The organism is Alcanivorax sp. DSM 26293 (genome assembly GCF_900107995.1).
Taxonomy (GTDB): domain Bacteria; phylum Pseudomonadota; class Gammaproteobacteria; order Pseudomonadales; family Alcanivoracaceae; genus Alcanivorax.
In genome coordinates, this window is record NZ_FNUM01000008.1 from 16,657 (window position 1) to 30,093 (window position 13,437).

The following is a 13,437-nucleotide window of genomic DNA, read 5'->3' on the forward strand; positions in this document are numbered from 1 at the left end:
AGGTAATTGCCGTTGTTATCCGAATACGTGACCCGCCATGACCGACCCCCTCCGCCGAGACAATCACAGCCTGCGCCGCCGCAAACAGCTGGCCGTTGGTGTCGCCCTGCCTGTCAGTGGCGTGATCTTCGCGCCGTTGCTGTGGGCCCTGTATCAGGATGGCAGCATTGTCTTTCTCACGCTGAGCGCCCTGCTCTGGCTTGGCGCCGGCCGGTTTATCTATCACTTGCTGGCACCGGATGAAAAAGGGCGGCCCATGGCCGCCCGCGATACGGATCAGTGATCCACGTAGAGGTAATGTTGCCAACTCATCATCCGCAACAGCATGCGGCGGATGATGGCCACATGGTGAAGATGCTCCGAATAAACCGCGGCCTGGGCGCTGACCCCCATCGGCAACGCATCCACACTGTCATTGGCTTCCAGCTCAATAATCGCCAGGGCTTCATTATCCATGCGCAGGAAGGCATCACCGCCGATCAGCTGCTGACCCGCAGACAGTTGGGCTTCGGCAATCGTTGGCAACACTTCCACCAGCTTGCCGGTGAACACCTCCCCCGGTAACGAGGTGAAGGTGACCTCCGCTTCACTGCCGGGCTGCAAGCGCAGCAGGGATTGCTGGCGGAACGCCGCCACGTAGCGCCGTTTCTCACTGTTGACGAAGTTGGCCAGCGGCTTGAGCGGCAACGGTACCGCCATCATGCCAGGCCGAACCGCCAACTGGGTGACAAACCCATCCATGGGCGCGCGAATGATGGTGTTTTCCAGATCAAAACGGGCCTCTTCCAGTTGCGCCTTGATGGCCGCCACCGCCGGGTCGTCACCATCCACGGCCCCGTTAAGCTGCGATTCTGCCTTGGCCAGTGCAGCAAGGGCGGCATCCAGGTCCGCATTGGCTGCCGTCACAAGTTCACGCTGGGTATCGACCTGCTGCTTGCTGAATGCCGACAGCGCGCCTTCGTAACGACGCAGGGTACGTACCGCCTGATCACGTTTGGCCGTCGCCTGGGCAACCTTGGCGCGCGCTTGCGCCACGGAGGCCACATTGCCTTCTGCCAGCTGACTGGTGTCGGCCAACTGGGCTTCCAGTTGGGCCACTCTTGCCTGATAGCGGGTGTCATCCAGAATCACCAGAGGATCGCCCTTCTTCACCGGGGTGTTCGGCGTCACCGGGACTTCCAGAACCCGGGCGCGCACCTCCGGCACTATCGGCGTTACCACATAGACCTGACGGACCTTGCGGGTGAATGGATGGTTGTAGTTCATGGCCAGCACCATGGCGCCGACCAGCACAACGCCACCGAGGATTGCGGTGGGGACCGACCATTTATTCAGCGGAATCTTGAAAAGTTTGAAGATAAAGACACAGATCGCGGTATAGGTGAGGAGGATGAGCATTTCCATCAGGCTTTCTCCTCCAGCTTGCGTTCAAGGCTGGCAATGCGCTCAGCCTGGGCATCCAGCTTTTCCTGCAAGGCAACCAGCAATGCCTCGTCCGCCCGCTGCTGCTCCTGTATCTGCTGAAAGCCCCAGCCCCGGTCAGGGCGATAAAGCGTGGCCCAGATCCACAGGAAAGGCCACAACACGTGCAGGGTAAACAGGCTCACCCAACCGGCCACATGAATCGCATCCTGATGGGGGTGATTGCGTTTTTTTGCTATTTCATAGGGAATATCGTGGATAACGATGATGCCGTAAAACAGCACCAGCGCCACGAATATCAGTAACCCCAGAGCCAGATAACTCAACATCCAATCCTTCCCCCATTGGTTTACGGCGAGTTCCCCCTCGCCGTTAGTTCATCTCAGTGCCAATGCACAGCACAAACCGAGATGGCTACAGATCCCGCCCGCAGCCACTGTAGAGCGTTTCGTTGTGGGTCACCTTCACCTGATACTCGAAGCTCTCGCCACTCATCGTATCCTCGCAGGGCGTTTCGATGATTTCCACTTTCAGCTGTGCGGTGTCAGTCTCGGCCAGGTAAATGGTTTCCGTGCCTTCGGTCTGGGCGCCCGGGTCGGGAGTGGTGACTTCGGTTTCACCGTAATCCCCGACAAACATCAATTTATCTTCCGGATAAATCGCCAGATGCCAGCCCGGCTCGTTTCCCACCGCCCAGAAAGTGGCCCCCGCTTCCCTGGCGCCTGCCATGCCGGTTTTTGGCGGCTCCGCAGCAACTTTCTGCAGCATGATGGTGGCATCCTCACCGCTGGCTCCTTCACCCAGCTCCACCGTGTGCCGTTCGGTGGTGGTCCATAACAATTGCCCTTCCGGGCCACGAATCTCTGCACGCAGCGCATAGGCCATGGGGTGCTCATGCACCACCGCATCTCTGGCATAGCGCAGGGTAAAAGGGACCGGGACCTGCCCCGGGTCATCGATGTGTTGTTCGGCAATCACGGTGGAGGGTGCGTCTGCCAGCGAGACATCTTCAAGCCTCACCGTGAGGGTGGCGCCTTCCGGCATGGCCATACGCTCGCGGTACATGATTTTGCCGCTGAGAACCTGCTGCTCGGTTTTTTCACTCTGTTGCGTCATGGCCGGTTGGTCGCTTTCGGATTCCGGTGTGTTCTGGTCACAGCCGGAGAGGCCCACCAGGGCAATTAGCCCGGCGCCACCAAGCAACACGGGAAGGAAGCGGAGAGTCGGTGTCAAAGATCGCATAATGATTCCTTTTGGTCGTCAGCGTGTTCAGAGTCTCTGCACGTGCGGCGGTTCCCTGCCGAGGTAACACTATTAAATCAAGCCACATAAAAAAGCAGCCTCGCGGGCTGCTTTTTTACCTTTCTTCAAGGTTTTCACCTATACGGTTACGACCAACTCCACATCAATATTGCCGCGGGTGGCATTGGAGTAAGGGCATACCTGATGGGCTTTTTCCACCAGCGTCTGTGCCTGCTCCTGATCCAGCCCGGGGAGATTCACATTCAGGGTGGCCTGAATGCCGAACCCGCCACCCAGCGGACCAATGCCCACCTGACCGGTAATGGCGGTTTCTTCCGGCAGGGACACCTTGGCCTTGCCGGCCACCAGTTTCAGGGCGCCCAGGAAACAGGCCGAGTAACCGGCGGCGAACAGTTGCTCCGGATTGGTTCCCTCGCCGCCCGGGCCGCCCAGGGCCTTGGGGGTGGTGAGTTTGACGGACAGCTGGCCGTCATCGCTGGCGGCGCGGCCATCACGACCGCCGGTGGCTGTGGCTGTGGCTTCGTACAACACTTTTTCCAGACTCATCATGCTCTCCTTTTATGTGCCTTCATGTGATTTGCTACGCCATTCAATACACACGATTTGATCGTGCACTATTTAGTGGAGCGAAAACGTGCAATTCTGCTTCCTGGCCGGGCCCCGGTAACGGCACCGGGCAACCCAACCCATTCGCTACGGAATCAATCTTCCGCGGCCAGCCGTGAACGCAGCGCATGTAACTCATCACGCAGCTGGACCAGTTCTTCCGGACGGCACTGGCTGGCGCACAATACCGCTTCGGGCACTTTCTCCGCCTGGTCGCGCAAGGCCTTGCCGGACTGGGTGAGCGTCACCTCCACATGGCGTTCGTCCGGCCGACTACGCTGGCGCAGCACCAGTCCCAAGCCTTCCAGTCGCTTGAGCAAGGGAGTGAGCGTCGCCGAATCGAGAAACAGGCGTTCGCCGATTTCCGATACGGACAGCCTGTCCTGCTCCCACAGCACCATCATCACCAGATACTGCGGATAGGTGAGTCCCAGCTCCTTCAACAGCTTGCGGTACACCTTGCTCATGGCAAGCTGCGCGGAATACAGGGCAAAACAGACCTGCAGGTCCAGCTTCAGCCAGGAGGTATTGTCAGGAGCGTCATCGTTCATGGGCCCACTTTAAATAGCGCGCTATTTAATAGCAAGCACCTTTTATTGGAGCCTTGCTCGCAAGGCGAATGGCGGGACGAAAAGCCCCGGCTTGCCGGGGCTTCAGAGTCTTCAGCGTCGCGCTATCAACCGAAGGCCGGAATCCCGGTCTGGGCACGGCCCAGAATCAGGGCATGCACATCATGGGTGCCCTCGTAGGTGTTCACCGCCTCCAGGTTCATCACATGACGGATCACATGGTATTCATCACTGATCCCGTTGCCGCCGTGCATGTCGCGGGCCTGACGGGCGATGTCGATGGCCTTGCCGCAGTTGTTGCGTTTCATCAGCGAGACCATTTCCGGCGCCCAGTGGCCGCTATCCATCAACCGGCCCAGCTGCAAAGCGCCCTGCAGGCCCAGGGTGATTTCCGTCTGCATGTCCGCCAGCTTTTTCTGGATCAGCTGGGTAGCGGCCAGGGGCCGACCGAACTGCTTGCGGTCCAGGGTGTATTGCCGGGCCGCCTGCCAGCAGAATTCCGCCGCGCCCATGGCGCCCCAGCTGATCCCGTAGCGGGCCTTGTTCAGGCAGCTGAACGGCCCTTTCAGTCCTTCCACGTCCAGGCGGTTTTCGTCCGGCACAAAACAGTCGTCCAGCATGATCTGCCCGGTGATGGAAGCGCGCAGGGAGAACTTGCCTTCTATTTTCGGTGTGGTGAAACCGTCAAAGCTGCGCTCCACCACAAAGCCGGTGATCTTGCCATCCAGGTTGGCCCACACCACCGCCACATCGGCAATGGGAGAATTGGTAATCCAAGTCTTGGCACCGTTGAGCAGGTAGCCGCCGTCCACCTTCTTGGCGCGGGTGCTCATGGAGCCCGGGTCGGAACCGTGATCCGGCTCGGTAAGCCCGAAGCAGCCCACCCACTCGCCGGTAGCCAGTTTCGGCAAGTATTTCTCGCGCACCGCTTCACTGCCAAAGGCATGAATGGGAAACATCACCAGCGACGACTGCACGCTCATGGCCGAGCGATAACCCGAATCCACCCGCTCCACTTCCCGGGCCACCAGGCCGTAGCTCACATGGTTCACCCCGGCGCCGCCATACTGCTCGGGAATGGTGGGACCGAGAAAACCGAGCTCCCCCATTTCCGTCATGATTTCCCGATGGAACACCTCGTGCCGGTTCGCTTCCAGCACCCGGGTCATCAGTTTGCTCTGACAGTAATCATGGGCCGCATCACGGATCATGCGCTCGTCTTCGGTGAGCTGGGTTTCCAGCAACAACGGATCTTTCCAGTCGAATCTCTGCATGTCTTTTCCCAAATTCTTTCGCTGTTAACTATTCACTATTAACTGTTCACTGCCTTTCAATCACCATGGCCACACCCTGACCAATGCCAATACACAGGCTGACCAGCGCATAGCGGCCTCCACTGGCCTCCAGCTGGCGCATGGCGGTGAGGGCCAGGCGCGCACCGGATGCCCCCAGTGGGTGCCCCACGGCAATGGCCCCACCGTTGGGGTTGAGGCGTTCATCATCGCCAGCTAAACCCAGCTGTTTGCAACAGCCCAGTACCTGGGTGGCGAACGCCTCGTTGATCTCGATTACATCCATCTGCGCCAGGGTGAGACCGGCCCGGGCCAGAGCCTTGCGGCAGGCCTCCACCGGGCCCAGACCCATGACCCGTGGGGCCACACCAGCCACCGCACCCGCCAGAATCCGGGCACGCGGGGCAATGCCCGCCGCGTCACCAGCAGCACGGGAACCGATAATCAGCGCCGCCGCGCCGTCATTCACGCCGGAGGCATTCCCTGCGGTGATGATGCCACCCTCAACGATAGCAGGCAGTTTTGCCAACTTTTCAGCGGTGGTGCCGGCGCGGGGATGCTCATCCTCTGTCACCGTCAGCGGCTCTTTCTTGCGGCCCTGGGGAACGGTCACCGGCAGAATCTCTTCCCGGTAGAAACCCTGTTCCCGGGCCACCTGGTAGCGTTGCTGGGAACGAGCGGCAAAAGCATCCGATGCCTCACGGCTGATGCCCAGGTCGTCGGCCACGTTCTGGGCGGTTTCCGGCATGGTGTCGGCACCGAACTGGCTGAGGATGGCCGGGTTGGGGAAGCGGGCGCCGATGGTGCTGTCGAAGATGGTCATATCGCGGCTGAAGGCTTTCTCGGCCTTGGCCATCACGAACGGCGCCCGGCTCATGGACTCGGTGCCGCCGGAGACAATCAGCTCGCCCTCGGCCACCGTCACCATGCGCGCCGCATCCAGCGTCGCCGCCAGGCCACTGCCACACAGGCGGTTAACGGTAATCCCGGCCACGGATTCCGGCAGCCCCGCCAACAGGCCGGCGTGACGCGCCACGTTGCGGGCATCTTCACCGGCCTGATTGGTATTGCCGATCACCACGTCTTCATAGCGGGACAGCTCGAACCCGTTGCGCTGTACCAGCTCACGGATCACCCCGGCCAACAGGTCATCCGGACGCACCGGCGCCAGGGCGCCACCATGGCGACCAAAAGGGGTTCGCAGACCATCGTAGATATAGGCATCCAGCATTTGCACTCTCCCGTTCAGGGAGTTGAAGAGTTTAAAGTTCAAAGTTGAAACGCGACTGAGTCAGGCGCCACCCGTTACACTCATTCCCCGCGCTGACGGGCTTGAGAGCCAGCATTGGGGCGCGGCGATACTACTATCGAATGGCAGACTCCCATCCCGCGTTTCAACTTTAAACTTTGAACTTTCAACCGCCTTTGTCCGCTATGCGGAATGTTGTTTTGAAAACTTGACGGGCAGAATAGGCCGTGACAGAGTGCGATGCAAGTGATTCGCCTCGCGGTCACGCCCCCAAAAGACCCAATGTTACCGCCGGACCCGACCATGATTCGTGATGCCGAAATCCTCAGCCAGTTGACCGATACCATTGCCCGCTTTGTCCGTGAACGACTGGTGCCTGCTGAACAGCACGTGGCTGAGACGGACACCATTCCCGATGACATTGTCGCCGACATGAAGGCCATGGGGCTATTCGGTCTGTCGATCCCCGAGCAATACGGCGGCCTGGGGTTGACCATGGAAGAGGAAGTGCTGGTGGCCTTTGAACTCGGCCGCACCTCTCCGGCTTTCCGCTCCCTGATGGGCACCAATAATGGCATCGGCGCCCAAGGCATCCTCATTGATGGTACCGAAGAACAGAAACAGAAATACGTCCCGGCGCTGGCCACGGGCGAAGTGATTGGCGCCTTCTGCCTGACCGAACCGGATGTGGGCTCTGATTCCGGTGCGGTGAAAACCCGCGCCCAGCGGGAGGGCGACCACTACATTCTCAATGGCACCAAACGCTACATCACCAATGGTCCCCATGCGGGCCTGTTTACCGTGATGGCCCGCACCGACCCAGAGATCCAGGGTGGCGGTGGCGTTACCGCCTTTATCGTGGAAGGCGATACCCCCGGCATTTCCCGCGGCAAGGCCGATGTAAAAATGGGCCAGAAAGGCGCGCACACCTGCGACATCATTTTCGACAATTGCCGGGTGCCCGCCGAGAACATCATCGGTGGCAAGGAAGGCGTGGGTTTCAAGACCGCCATGAAAGTGCTGGACCGGGGCCGCCTGCATATCTCTGCGATCTGTGTAGGGGTGGCCACGCGACTGATTGAAGACGCAGTGAATTTTGCCGCCGAGCGCAAACAGTTCGGCAAGCCCATCATCGAACACCAGTTGATTCAGGCCATGCTGGCGGATTCCCGGGCGGAAATGTTTGCCGGCCGCTCCATGGTGCTGGAAGCCGCCCGCAGCAAGGACCGGGGTGAAAAGGTCAGTCTGGATGCGTCCTGCTGCAAGCTGTTCTGCTCTGAAATGGTAGGCCGCGTGGCGGACCGTGCCGTGCAGATTCACGGCGGTGCCGGCTATATGGCGGACTATGCGGTGGAACGCTTCTACCGCGACGTGCGCCTGTTCCGGATCTACGAAGGTACCACCCAGATCCAGCAGATCGTCATTGCCCGGGAGCTGGCGCGGCAGGCAGGGAATAGTTGAAAGTTTAAAGTGGAAAGTTCAAAAGCGCGTTCCAGGCCAAAGGTAATTGATGGAATCAGTGCCCGCGGTCAAATGCTCTATTCGCTATGCAAGCATAGCTTATTTGCTGCGCTCACCCTTCGGGCCGCCCTGCGGGCGTTACTCCGCTATGCTCCGTTCCCACAAAAAGACCTATCGTTCTTTGGGGCCCTGTGGGAAACGATGCTCGCATCGCGAATAAGACCTACCGGCGCGGGTCCGGCTTTGTTCGATTGGCAGCAACAGCGATTCACGTTTCAACTTTGAACTTTCAACTCGCAACTCACCCATGTCCCTGACCCGCCTACTCCATTACACCCTCCCCCTGTGCATGCTGGGCACCCTGCTGTTTCTGGTGTTCGACCTGCAAGCCGGGGGCTGGCTGGCGCGCATCGCACTGCTGCTTTATCTACTGGTGCAATGGCCCCGCCAGACCCGGATGGCAAAGGGGATTCTGCTGGGGGTGATCGCCATGGCCGCTGTGGTTGTCTGGCGTGACGCCCAGCCCGTTCCCATTCTGTTAGGGGCGCTGGATCGGCTCTGTTTCTTTGCCACCTTTGTGTCGTCCCTGGGGCTGCTGCGAGTCTCCGCCATGCGCTCGCGGCTGGTGCGCGAGGCCGGCACTACCCTGATCCGCCAGAAACCGGCCCTGCGTTATCCCACCCTGTCACTGGGCACCGCCCTGTTCGGGGTGATCATCAATATCGGCGTGCTAAATCTGTTCGGCGCCATGGCACTGCGCAGCAATACCCTGAAAGCCGCCGGCGGCCATGAGGAGATTCAGACGGCGCGGGAGCGACGCATGATGCTGTCGATTCTGCGCGGGTTTGCCCTGGCACCACTGGTCTCGCCTCTGGGTATCACCATGGCAGTGATCCTGGCCAATATGCCGAGTCTCACCTGGGCCACACTGGCGCCGGTGGCACTGCCCACCGCCGGCCTGTTCTTCCTGCTGGGATGGTGGCTGGACTGGCAATTACGCCCCGGCCATCTGGCCAGCCGGGTACCACACACCGCGCCACCCTCCCTGAAACCACTGTGGCAATTCACCCTGCTGGCGCTGGGGATCACCCTGAGCGTTTTCGCCTTGTCGGTGACAGCGGACCTGCGTTTGCCCGTGGCCGTGCTGGTAGCCTGCCCGCTGTCAGCAATACTGTGGATGGCCCTGCAACGGCGGCGGCTGGGCGGCGGCACCGGCTTGCCCCGGGCCCTGACGTTACTGGGGAGACACTCACGGCTGATCTTTGGCGCCAATCGCGGAGAAATTGCCGTGCTGGGCGGCTCCGCCTGCCTGGGCGCCCTACTGACGCCTCTGATTGACCAACACCAGTTACACGAGCTGCTGCAAGCCACCCACCTTCAGGGCGCCGCCATGGCCGTGGCTGCCATGTTGCTGGTGGTGGCGCTGGCACAGGTAGGGCTCAACCCGATCGTTTCAGTCACCTTACTGGCATCCTTGCTGGGTGATGGGGTCGGCGCCGACCCACGCCTGCTGGCCGTAGGTCTGATGTGCGCCTGGAGCCTGTCGATGATTTCCTCGCCGTTCACTGCCTCCATGCTCGTGCTCAGCCAATTGATTGGCCGCTCGCCCTACCGGATCGCCTGGCGCTGGAACGGATTGTTCTTTGTGCTGGTGGTGCCAATGCTGGCGTTATGGATGATGCTGGTTGCGGCAATATTGTAGGTATCACCCCTTGATAAACCCGTTTCGAATTGCCACGCGTATGGCCTCAGCGGTTGTCGCCACCCCCAGGCGTTGCCGCGCCTTGCGCAAGTGATTCTCAACGGTTCGGTTGGACAAACCCAGGGTTGCCGCAATATCCGCCTGGCGCCAGCCTGCCGCTGTCCATGCCAATATCTCGCTTTCCCGGCCGGATAAAACTCTGGGTGTCTCCCGGTCCGGCATTTCGATAAGCCGGCGAGCGGCAAGAAAAGCCGAGGTAGCCATCAGCCCTGCCGATAGCCGGGCCGCCGGTGACGCATCGATTTTTTCGCCGCCCAGGCTCATCGCCCCCTCCAGTCCGAGTGGTCCGAATATCGGAACCTGCAGTCCATGGATGCCAGGCCCCTGTGGCTTGCGAACAATGCGATAATGCTCGCCTTCCTGATCCAGTGTCTTGGTCCAGAAAAATGCCTCGCCGATATCCAGAATATGTCGGGTTACCGGGCAACGCCTGACGTAGGTTTTCGCATCCACCGCTTTTCCGTCTCCGAACCAGTCCCCTTCTACCCAGTAAATGCGGTCGACCAGTTCGTCCAGTGACGCGGATGCCGAAAACAGGACGAAGCGATCGTAACCAAAGCCGCTGGCGTAGCGACGAACCGCATCCTGGATACTTGTCAGGCTCTCGCTTCTTTCCAGCAAGAGAGCCACGCGCACGGCGTCATCGGTTGGCACAGGGGTTACTCATTACCCACAGCGTCAAGCAAGGCCTTCGCTGCCAGTTTCCCCAGCGCATTGCCGGCAAGAGGGCTGTCACCGGTCAACATTTTTCGATCCTGGCAGGTCTCTCCGGAGATGTTGTCATTCACAATTTCAAATCCCATGGACGTCAATTGTTCCCCGAATTTCCAGGTCAGATGGCCCGGCATATACCCCATGTCCGGGGTCTGGGCATCCAGTGCATCCGGGAAGGCACAGATTTTATATCCGGAAAAAGAAGGCCCGCCTTTCGCCGCCAGGAAGGCCGCGGGGCCATGACACAGGGAAATGATGAATTTGTCATTTGCCAGCGCCCACTCCAGAACCGCTTTCATATCGTCGCTCTCTGGCAGGCCGATCAGGGCACCATGGCCGCCGGGAATAAACACGCCGATATAATCCGAGTCTTCGCCCAGTGCGTCTTTCACCACATCTGCCAGCTTCAGGGGCTGCTTGAACTGATCCCGGTACTTGGAGAACAAGCCTTTCACTTCTTCGTCCTCGGACGGCATGGCCCAGAACTCGAACTTGACCGGGTTGCCGGACAGGGTCGCGATGTCGAATGCAAAACCGGCTTTGTCCAGGTGATACATGGGCAGCAAGGTTTCCACCGGATGGTTACCGGTAGAGAACATGGTGCCATTGTCGGTCATCAAATAGCGCTCATCCGCACCAACGACCAGCACTTTCCAGCGACCACCGGTATAGGGGGACGGGTAGTCTGCGCCACTCAAGTCTGATTTCGGAGCAGTGAACTGGCTGAGGGAATATGAGGACGGAAAGAATGCATTGTCTTCCGCCGGGTCCGGAGTGGGACGCTTGTCATCAGATTGCGCTGTTGCCATGAAAACTCTCCATCACTGTATGGGACATTAATCGCTTCAGTGTAGAACGAGTTTCATGACAGGCAATGAGGGATTTCCCCCAATGGCCACGCCGATCTATTTCATCATGTGTCATTCGGGCCGCTTCGGTTGCCTTGCCCTTTTCGCAACGTTATTTTGACTCCGGTTCACGCAGCGCTTCTGAACACCCAGATTCCTCCACGGTTCTGCCGCTGCACCCTCCCCTGCTCCACCAGACAATTGAGGTGAGCAATGCTTTCGCCCATGGCAAACATGAGCTGTTGCACATCCAGCTCCCGACGGAACATGACCGGAAGCATGTCGTGGGCATTGTGGGGGTGCTGACGGCAGGCGGCCTGCACCTGATCCAGTTGCTGATCATGGTGGTCCACCAGTGCATTGATGCGCTGGTGCAACCCTCGAAACGGCAGACCATGGGCGGGCAACACCAGGGTGTCCCGGGGCAAGGCATCGCGTATGGCCTTGAGGCTGCCCACGAAGGCGGCCACCGGGTTCGCTTCCGGTTCCGTGGGCCGCACCATCAGATTGCTGGAAATGGTCGGCAATACCTGGTCGCCACTGATCAGCAGACGATCGCTTTCTCGGTAAAGGCACAGGTGCTCTGGGGCGTGCCCGCGACCGATATGAATCTGCCAGCGCTGGCCATTGATGGTCAGGCTGTCACCGGCGCCGACAAATTGCGGGTCCACCGGCATGGGCATCACCACGCGACGAAAGCCGTTACCCTTGCCGGCCACCTTGTCCAGGTTGTCGCCCTGCAGGCCATGGCTGCCGAGAAAATGTTTGAAGCGTTCGATGGTCTGTTCGTCGCTGGCGTCGCAGATATGGCTGGCCAGTTGCCATTCGCCCCGACTCATGATGACCGGCGCCTGGCAGTGTTGCTGCAGCCAGCCGGCCATGCCCAGATGATCCGGGTGGTAATGGGTGACGATGATGCGGGTAACCGGTTTGCCGTCCAGTTGTTCGCTGAGCAACTGTTGCCAGATTTCCCGGCTGCGGCGGACTCCCAGCCCGGTATCCACGATCACCCAGCCATGGTTATCTTCCAGCAACCAGAGATTGATATGGTCGAGGGCAAAGGGCAGCGGGAACCGCAGCCAGTAAACCCCGTCGGCCACCTTGAAACGCTTGCCTGCCGGCGGCAGATCAGTGAACGGATAGTGTAAGGACATAACGAACCTTTTCTTCACCACAGAGCCCTATCGTAGGAGCGTCTATTTTTCCGGCACGCTGTGCCGACTCATGTTTTAAAGGAGCACAACCATGCGTGCCTGGTGTATTGAGGATCAGCAACTGCAACTGGATACCCTGCCGGACCTGCAACCGGGGCCGGAGGAAATTTGCGTGCAGGTGAAAGCCATCGGCGTAAACCGGGCGGATCTGTTGCAGGTGCTGGGCCGCTACCCGGCACCGCCGGGCACCGACAGTCGCATTCCCGGGCTGGAATACGCCGGGGTGGTCAGTGCCGTGGGGGCGCGGGTGCAGCAACGGAAAGTGGGTGATGCGGTGATGGGCCTGGTGCCCGGCTGTGCCTATGCGGAGCAGGTTGTCACCCACGAACGGGAAGCGCTGACCGTTCCCGATGGCATGGACTTCGCCCGCGCCGTCACCCTGCCCGAAGCGTTTCTGACCGCTTACCGGGCTCTGTTCCTGGAAGGCGGTTTGCAGCCTGGCCAGTGGTGCCTGATTCGTCCGGCCACCGCCGGCGTCGGCCTGGCCGCCACGCAACTGGCCGCAACGCTGGGCGCCCGCTCCATCGGCAGCAGCCGGGACCTGAGCAAGCTGGACACGGCCACCGACATGGGGCTGGCGGCCCAGGTTTGCGAGGACGACACCTTGAAAGCGCAGCTGGATGCGTTGACCGAGGGTCAGGGAGTGGCGGTGATTCTGGATATGGTTGGCCCGGACTGGAATGCCCTGCTCGGCGGGCTGCGTGCCGAGGGCACCCTGGTGAATATCGGCGTCCTTGGCGGCCTGAGCACGGAGCTGAATCTGGGCGCCCTGCTGATGAAACGCCAGACGCTGAAAAGCATGACCATGCGCAGCCAGCCCCTGGAGAACCGCATCCGTATGGCGCAGCTGTTCAATGACCGTCTTGCGCCCCTGTTTGCCAGCGGTCGCCTGCTGCCCCTGCCACTGGAAACCTTCCCCTTTACCGACGCCAAAGCCGCCCACGAGCATATGGCCGGGAACGACTTCAGTGGCAAGCGAGTGATTGTGGTTGGCGACTGACATGCACAAGGCCCAGCGTGAAACAGTATTTGAAATA

14 protein-coding genes are annotated in these 13,437 nt (G+C 60.1%); 4 read left to right on the forward strand and 10 right to left on the reverse strand.

Annotation, left to right across the window (positions count from 1 at the left end; genetic code table 11):
• The first annotated feature begins 37 nt into the window (after positions 1 to 37).
• On the forward strand, positions 38 to 283 hold the full coding sequence (locus C4S63_RS13795; protein WP_062816311.1) for a hypothetical protein: 246 nt from the start codon (positions 38 to 40) through the stop codon (positions 281 to 283).
• On the opposite strand, the gene C4S63_RS13800 is transcribed toward C4S63_RS13795, so the two are convergent.
• The 7 genes from C4S63_RS13800 to C4S63_RS13830 all read right to left on the reverse strand — a co-directional run bounded on the left by C4S63_RS13800 (position 277) and on the right by C4S63_RS13830 (position 6,383).
• Positions 277 to 1,404, reverse strand: a complete 1,128-nt coding sequence (locus C4S63_RS13800) for an HlyD family secretion protein (protein WP_103917921.1) — start codon at positions 1,402 to 1,404, stop codon at positions 277 to 279. The genes C4S63_RS13795 and C4S63_RS13800 overlap by 7 nt on opposite strands.
• Positions 1,404 to 1,751: a DUF3302 domain-containing protein gene (locus C4S63_RS17660; RefSeq protein WP_062816313.1), complete on the reverse strand. Its 348-nt coding sequence runs from the start codon at positions 1,749 to 1,751 to the stop codon at positions 1,404 to 1,406. Before C4S63_RS17660 ends, C4S63_RS13800 begins: the two co-directional genes overlap by 1 nt.
• 85 nt (positions 1,752 to 1,836) lie before the next feature.
• On the reverse strand, positions 1,837 to 2,664 hold the full coding sequence (locus C4S63_RS13810) for a YbaY family lipoprotein (protein WP_146063389.1): 828 nt from the start codon (positions 2,662 to 2,664) through the stop codon (positions 1,837 to 1,839).
• A 138-nt stretch (positions 2,665 to 2,802) separates the two neighbouring features.
• Complete coding sequence (locus C4S63_RS13815) at positions 2,803 to 3,231, reverse strand: organic hydroperoxide resistance protein (RefSeq protein WP_063508073.1); 429 nt, start codon at positions 3,229 to 3,231, stop codon at positions 2,803 to 2,805.
• A 155-nt stretch (positions 3,232 to 3,386) separates the two neighbouring features.
• Positions 3,387 to 3,842 carry a MarR family winged helix-turn-helix transcriptional regulator gene (locus C4S63_RS13820; RefSeq protein WP_062816316.1) on the reverse strand — a complete coding sequence of 152 codons (456 nt, stop codon included), beginning with the start codon at positions 3,840 to 3,842 and terminating at the stop codon, positions 3,387 to 3,389.
• Positions 3,843 to 3,967: 125 nt separating this feature from the next.
• Positions 3,968 to 5,134, reverse strand: coding sequence for an acyl-CoA dehydrogenase (locus tag C4S63_RS13825; RefSeq protein ID WP_103917922.1), 1,167 nt, complete (start codon positions 5,132 to 5,134; stop codon positions 3,968 to 3,970).
• A gap of 46 nt (positions 5,135 to 5,180) precedes the next feature.
• Entirely contained in the window at positions 5,181 to 6,383 is a 1,203-nt protein-coding gene (locus C4S63_RS13830) for a 3-oxoadipyl-CoA thiolase (RefSeq protein WP_103917923.1), read from the reverse strand.
• Positions 6,384 to 6,704: 321 nt separating this feature from the next.
• Here C4S63_RS13830 and C4S63_RS13835 point away from each other — a divergent pair, with 321 nt between their 5' ends.
• Both C4S63_RS13835 and C4S63_RS13840 read left to right on the forward strand, forming a co-directional pair.
• Positions 6,705 to 7,862, forward strand: a complete 1,158-nt coding sequence (locus C4S63_RS13835) for an acyl-CoA dehydrogenase family protein (RefSeq protein WP_103917924.1) — start codon at positions 6,705 to 6,707, stop codon at positions 7,860 to 7,862.
• A 307-nt stretch (positions 7,863 to 8,169) separates the two neighbouring features.
• Complete coding sequence (locus C4S63_RS13840) at positions 8,170 to 9,564, forward strand: hypothetical protein (RefSeq protein WP_235000027.1); 1,395 nt, start codon at positions 8,170 to 8,172, stop codon at positions 9,562 to 9,564.
• 3 nt (positions 9,565 to 9,567) lie between these two features.
• Here C4S63_RS13840 and C4S63_RS13845 read toward each other — a convergent pair whose 3' ends face one another.
• From C4S63_RS13845 to C4S63_RS13855, 3 genes are all read right to left on the reverse strand, one after another.
• Positions 9,568 to 10,278, reverse strand: coding sequence for a PA1136 family autoinducer-binding transcriptional regulator (locus C4S63_RS13845; protein WP_103917925.1), 711 nt, complete (start codon positions 10,276 to 10,278; stop codon positions 9,568 to 9,570).
• Between the two features lie 5 nt (positions 10,279 to 10,283).
• Positions 10,284 to 11,147, reverse strand: coding sequence for a glyoxalase III HchA (gene hchA / locus C4S63_RS13850; protein WP_103917926.1), 864 nt, complete (start codon positions 11,145 to 11,147; stop codon positions 10,284 to 10,286).
• Positions 11,148 to 11,314: 167 nt separating this feature from the next.
• Positions 11,315 to 12,340, reverse strand: coding sequence for an MBL fold metallo-hydrolase (locus C4S63_RS13855; protein WP_103917927.1), 1,026 nt, complete (start codon positions 12,338 to 12,340; stop codon positions 11,315 to 11,317).
• Between the two features lie 91 nt (positions 12,341 to 12,431).
• Between C4S63_RS13855 and C4S63_RS13860 the strand changes: the two genes are divergently transcribed.
• Positions 12,432 to 13,400 (forward strand): NAD(P)H-quinone oxidoreductase, encoded by a 969-nt coding sequence (locus tag C4S63_RS13860; protein ID WP_103917928.1) that lies wholly within the window; start codon positions 12,432 to 12,434, stop codon positions 13,398 to 13,400.
• Positions 13,401 to 13,437 lie beyond the last annotated feature (37 nt).

Excerpts from the sequence above, each read along its gene's own strand:
- C4S63_RS13830 (WP_103917923.1), bottom strand. The coding sequence starts at position 6,383 with ATGCTGGATGCCTATATCTACGATGGTCTGCGAACCCCTTTTGGTCGC.
- C4S63_RS13825 (WP_103917922.1), bottom strand. The coding sequence starts at position 5,134 with ATGCAGAGATTCGACTGGAAAGATCCGTTGTTGCTGGAAACCCAGCTC.
- C4S63_RS13855 (WP_103917927.1), bottom strand. The coding sequence starts at position 12,340 with ATGTCCTTACACTATCCGTTCACTGATCTGCCGCCGGCAGGCAAGCGT.
- C4S63_RS13820 (WP_062816316.1), bottom strand. The coding sequence starts at position 3,842 with ATGAACGATGACGCTCCTGACAATACCTCCTGGCTGAAGCTGGACCTG.
- hchA (WP_103917926.1), bottom strand. The coding sequence starts at position 11,147 with ATGGCAACAGCGCAATCTGATGACAAGCGTCCCACTCCGGACCCGGCG.
- C4S63_RS13795 (WP_062816311.1), top strand. The coding sequence starts at position 38 with ATGACCGACCCCCTCCGCCGAGACAATCACAGCCTGCGCCGCCGCAAA.
- C4S63_RS13860 (WP_103917928.1), top strand. The coding sequence starts at position 12,432 with ATGCGTGCCTGGTGTATTGAGGATCAGCAACTGCAACTGGATACCCTG.
- C4S63_RS17660 (WP_062816313.1), bottom strand. The coding sequence starts at position 1,751 with ATGTTGAGTTATCTGGCTCTGGGGTTACTGATATTCGTGGCGCTGGTG.
- C4S63_RS13810 (WP_146063389.1), bottom strand. The coding sequence starts at position 2,664 with ATGCGATCTTTGACACCGACTCTCCGCTTCCTTCCCGTGTTGCTTGGT.
- C4S63_RS13835 (WP_103917924.1), top strand. The coding sequence starts at position 6,705 with ATGATTCGTGATGCCGAAATCCTCAGCCAGTTGACCGATACCATTGCC.
- C4S63_RS13840 (WP_235000027.1), top strand. The coding sequence starts at position 8,170 with ATGTCCCTGACCCGCCTACTCCATTACACCCTCCCCCTGTGCATGCTG.
- C4S63_RS13800 (WP_103917921.1), bottom strand. The coding sequence starts at position 1,404 with ATGGAAATGCTCATCCTCCTCACCTATACCGCGATCTGTGTCTTTATC.
- C4S63_RS13815 (WP_063508073.1), bottom strand. The coding sequence starts at position 3,231 with ATGAGTCTGGAAAAAGTGTTGTACGAAGCCACAGCCACAGCCACCGGC.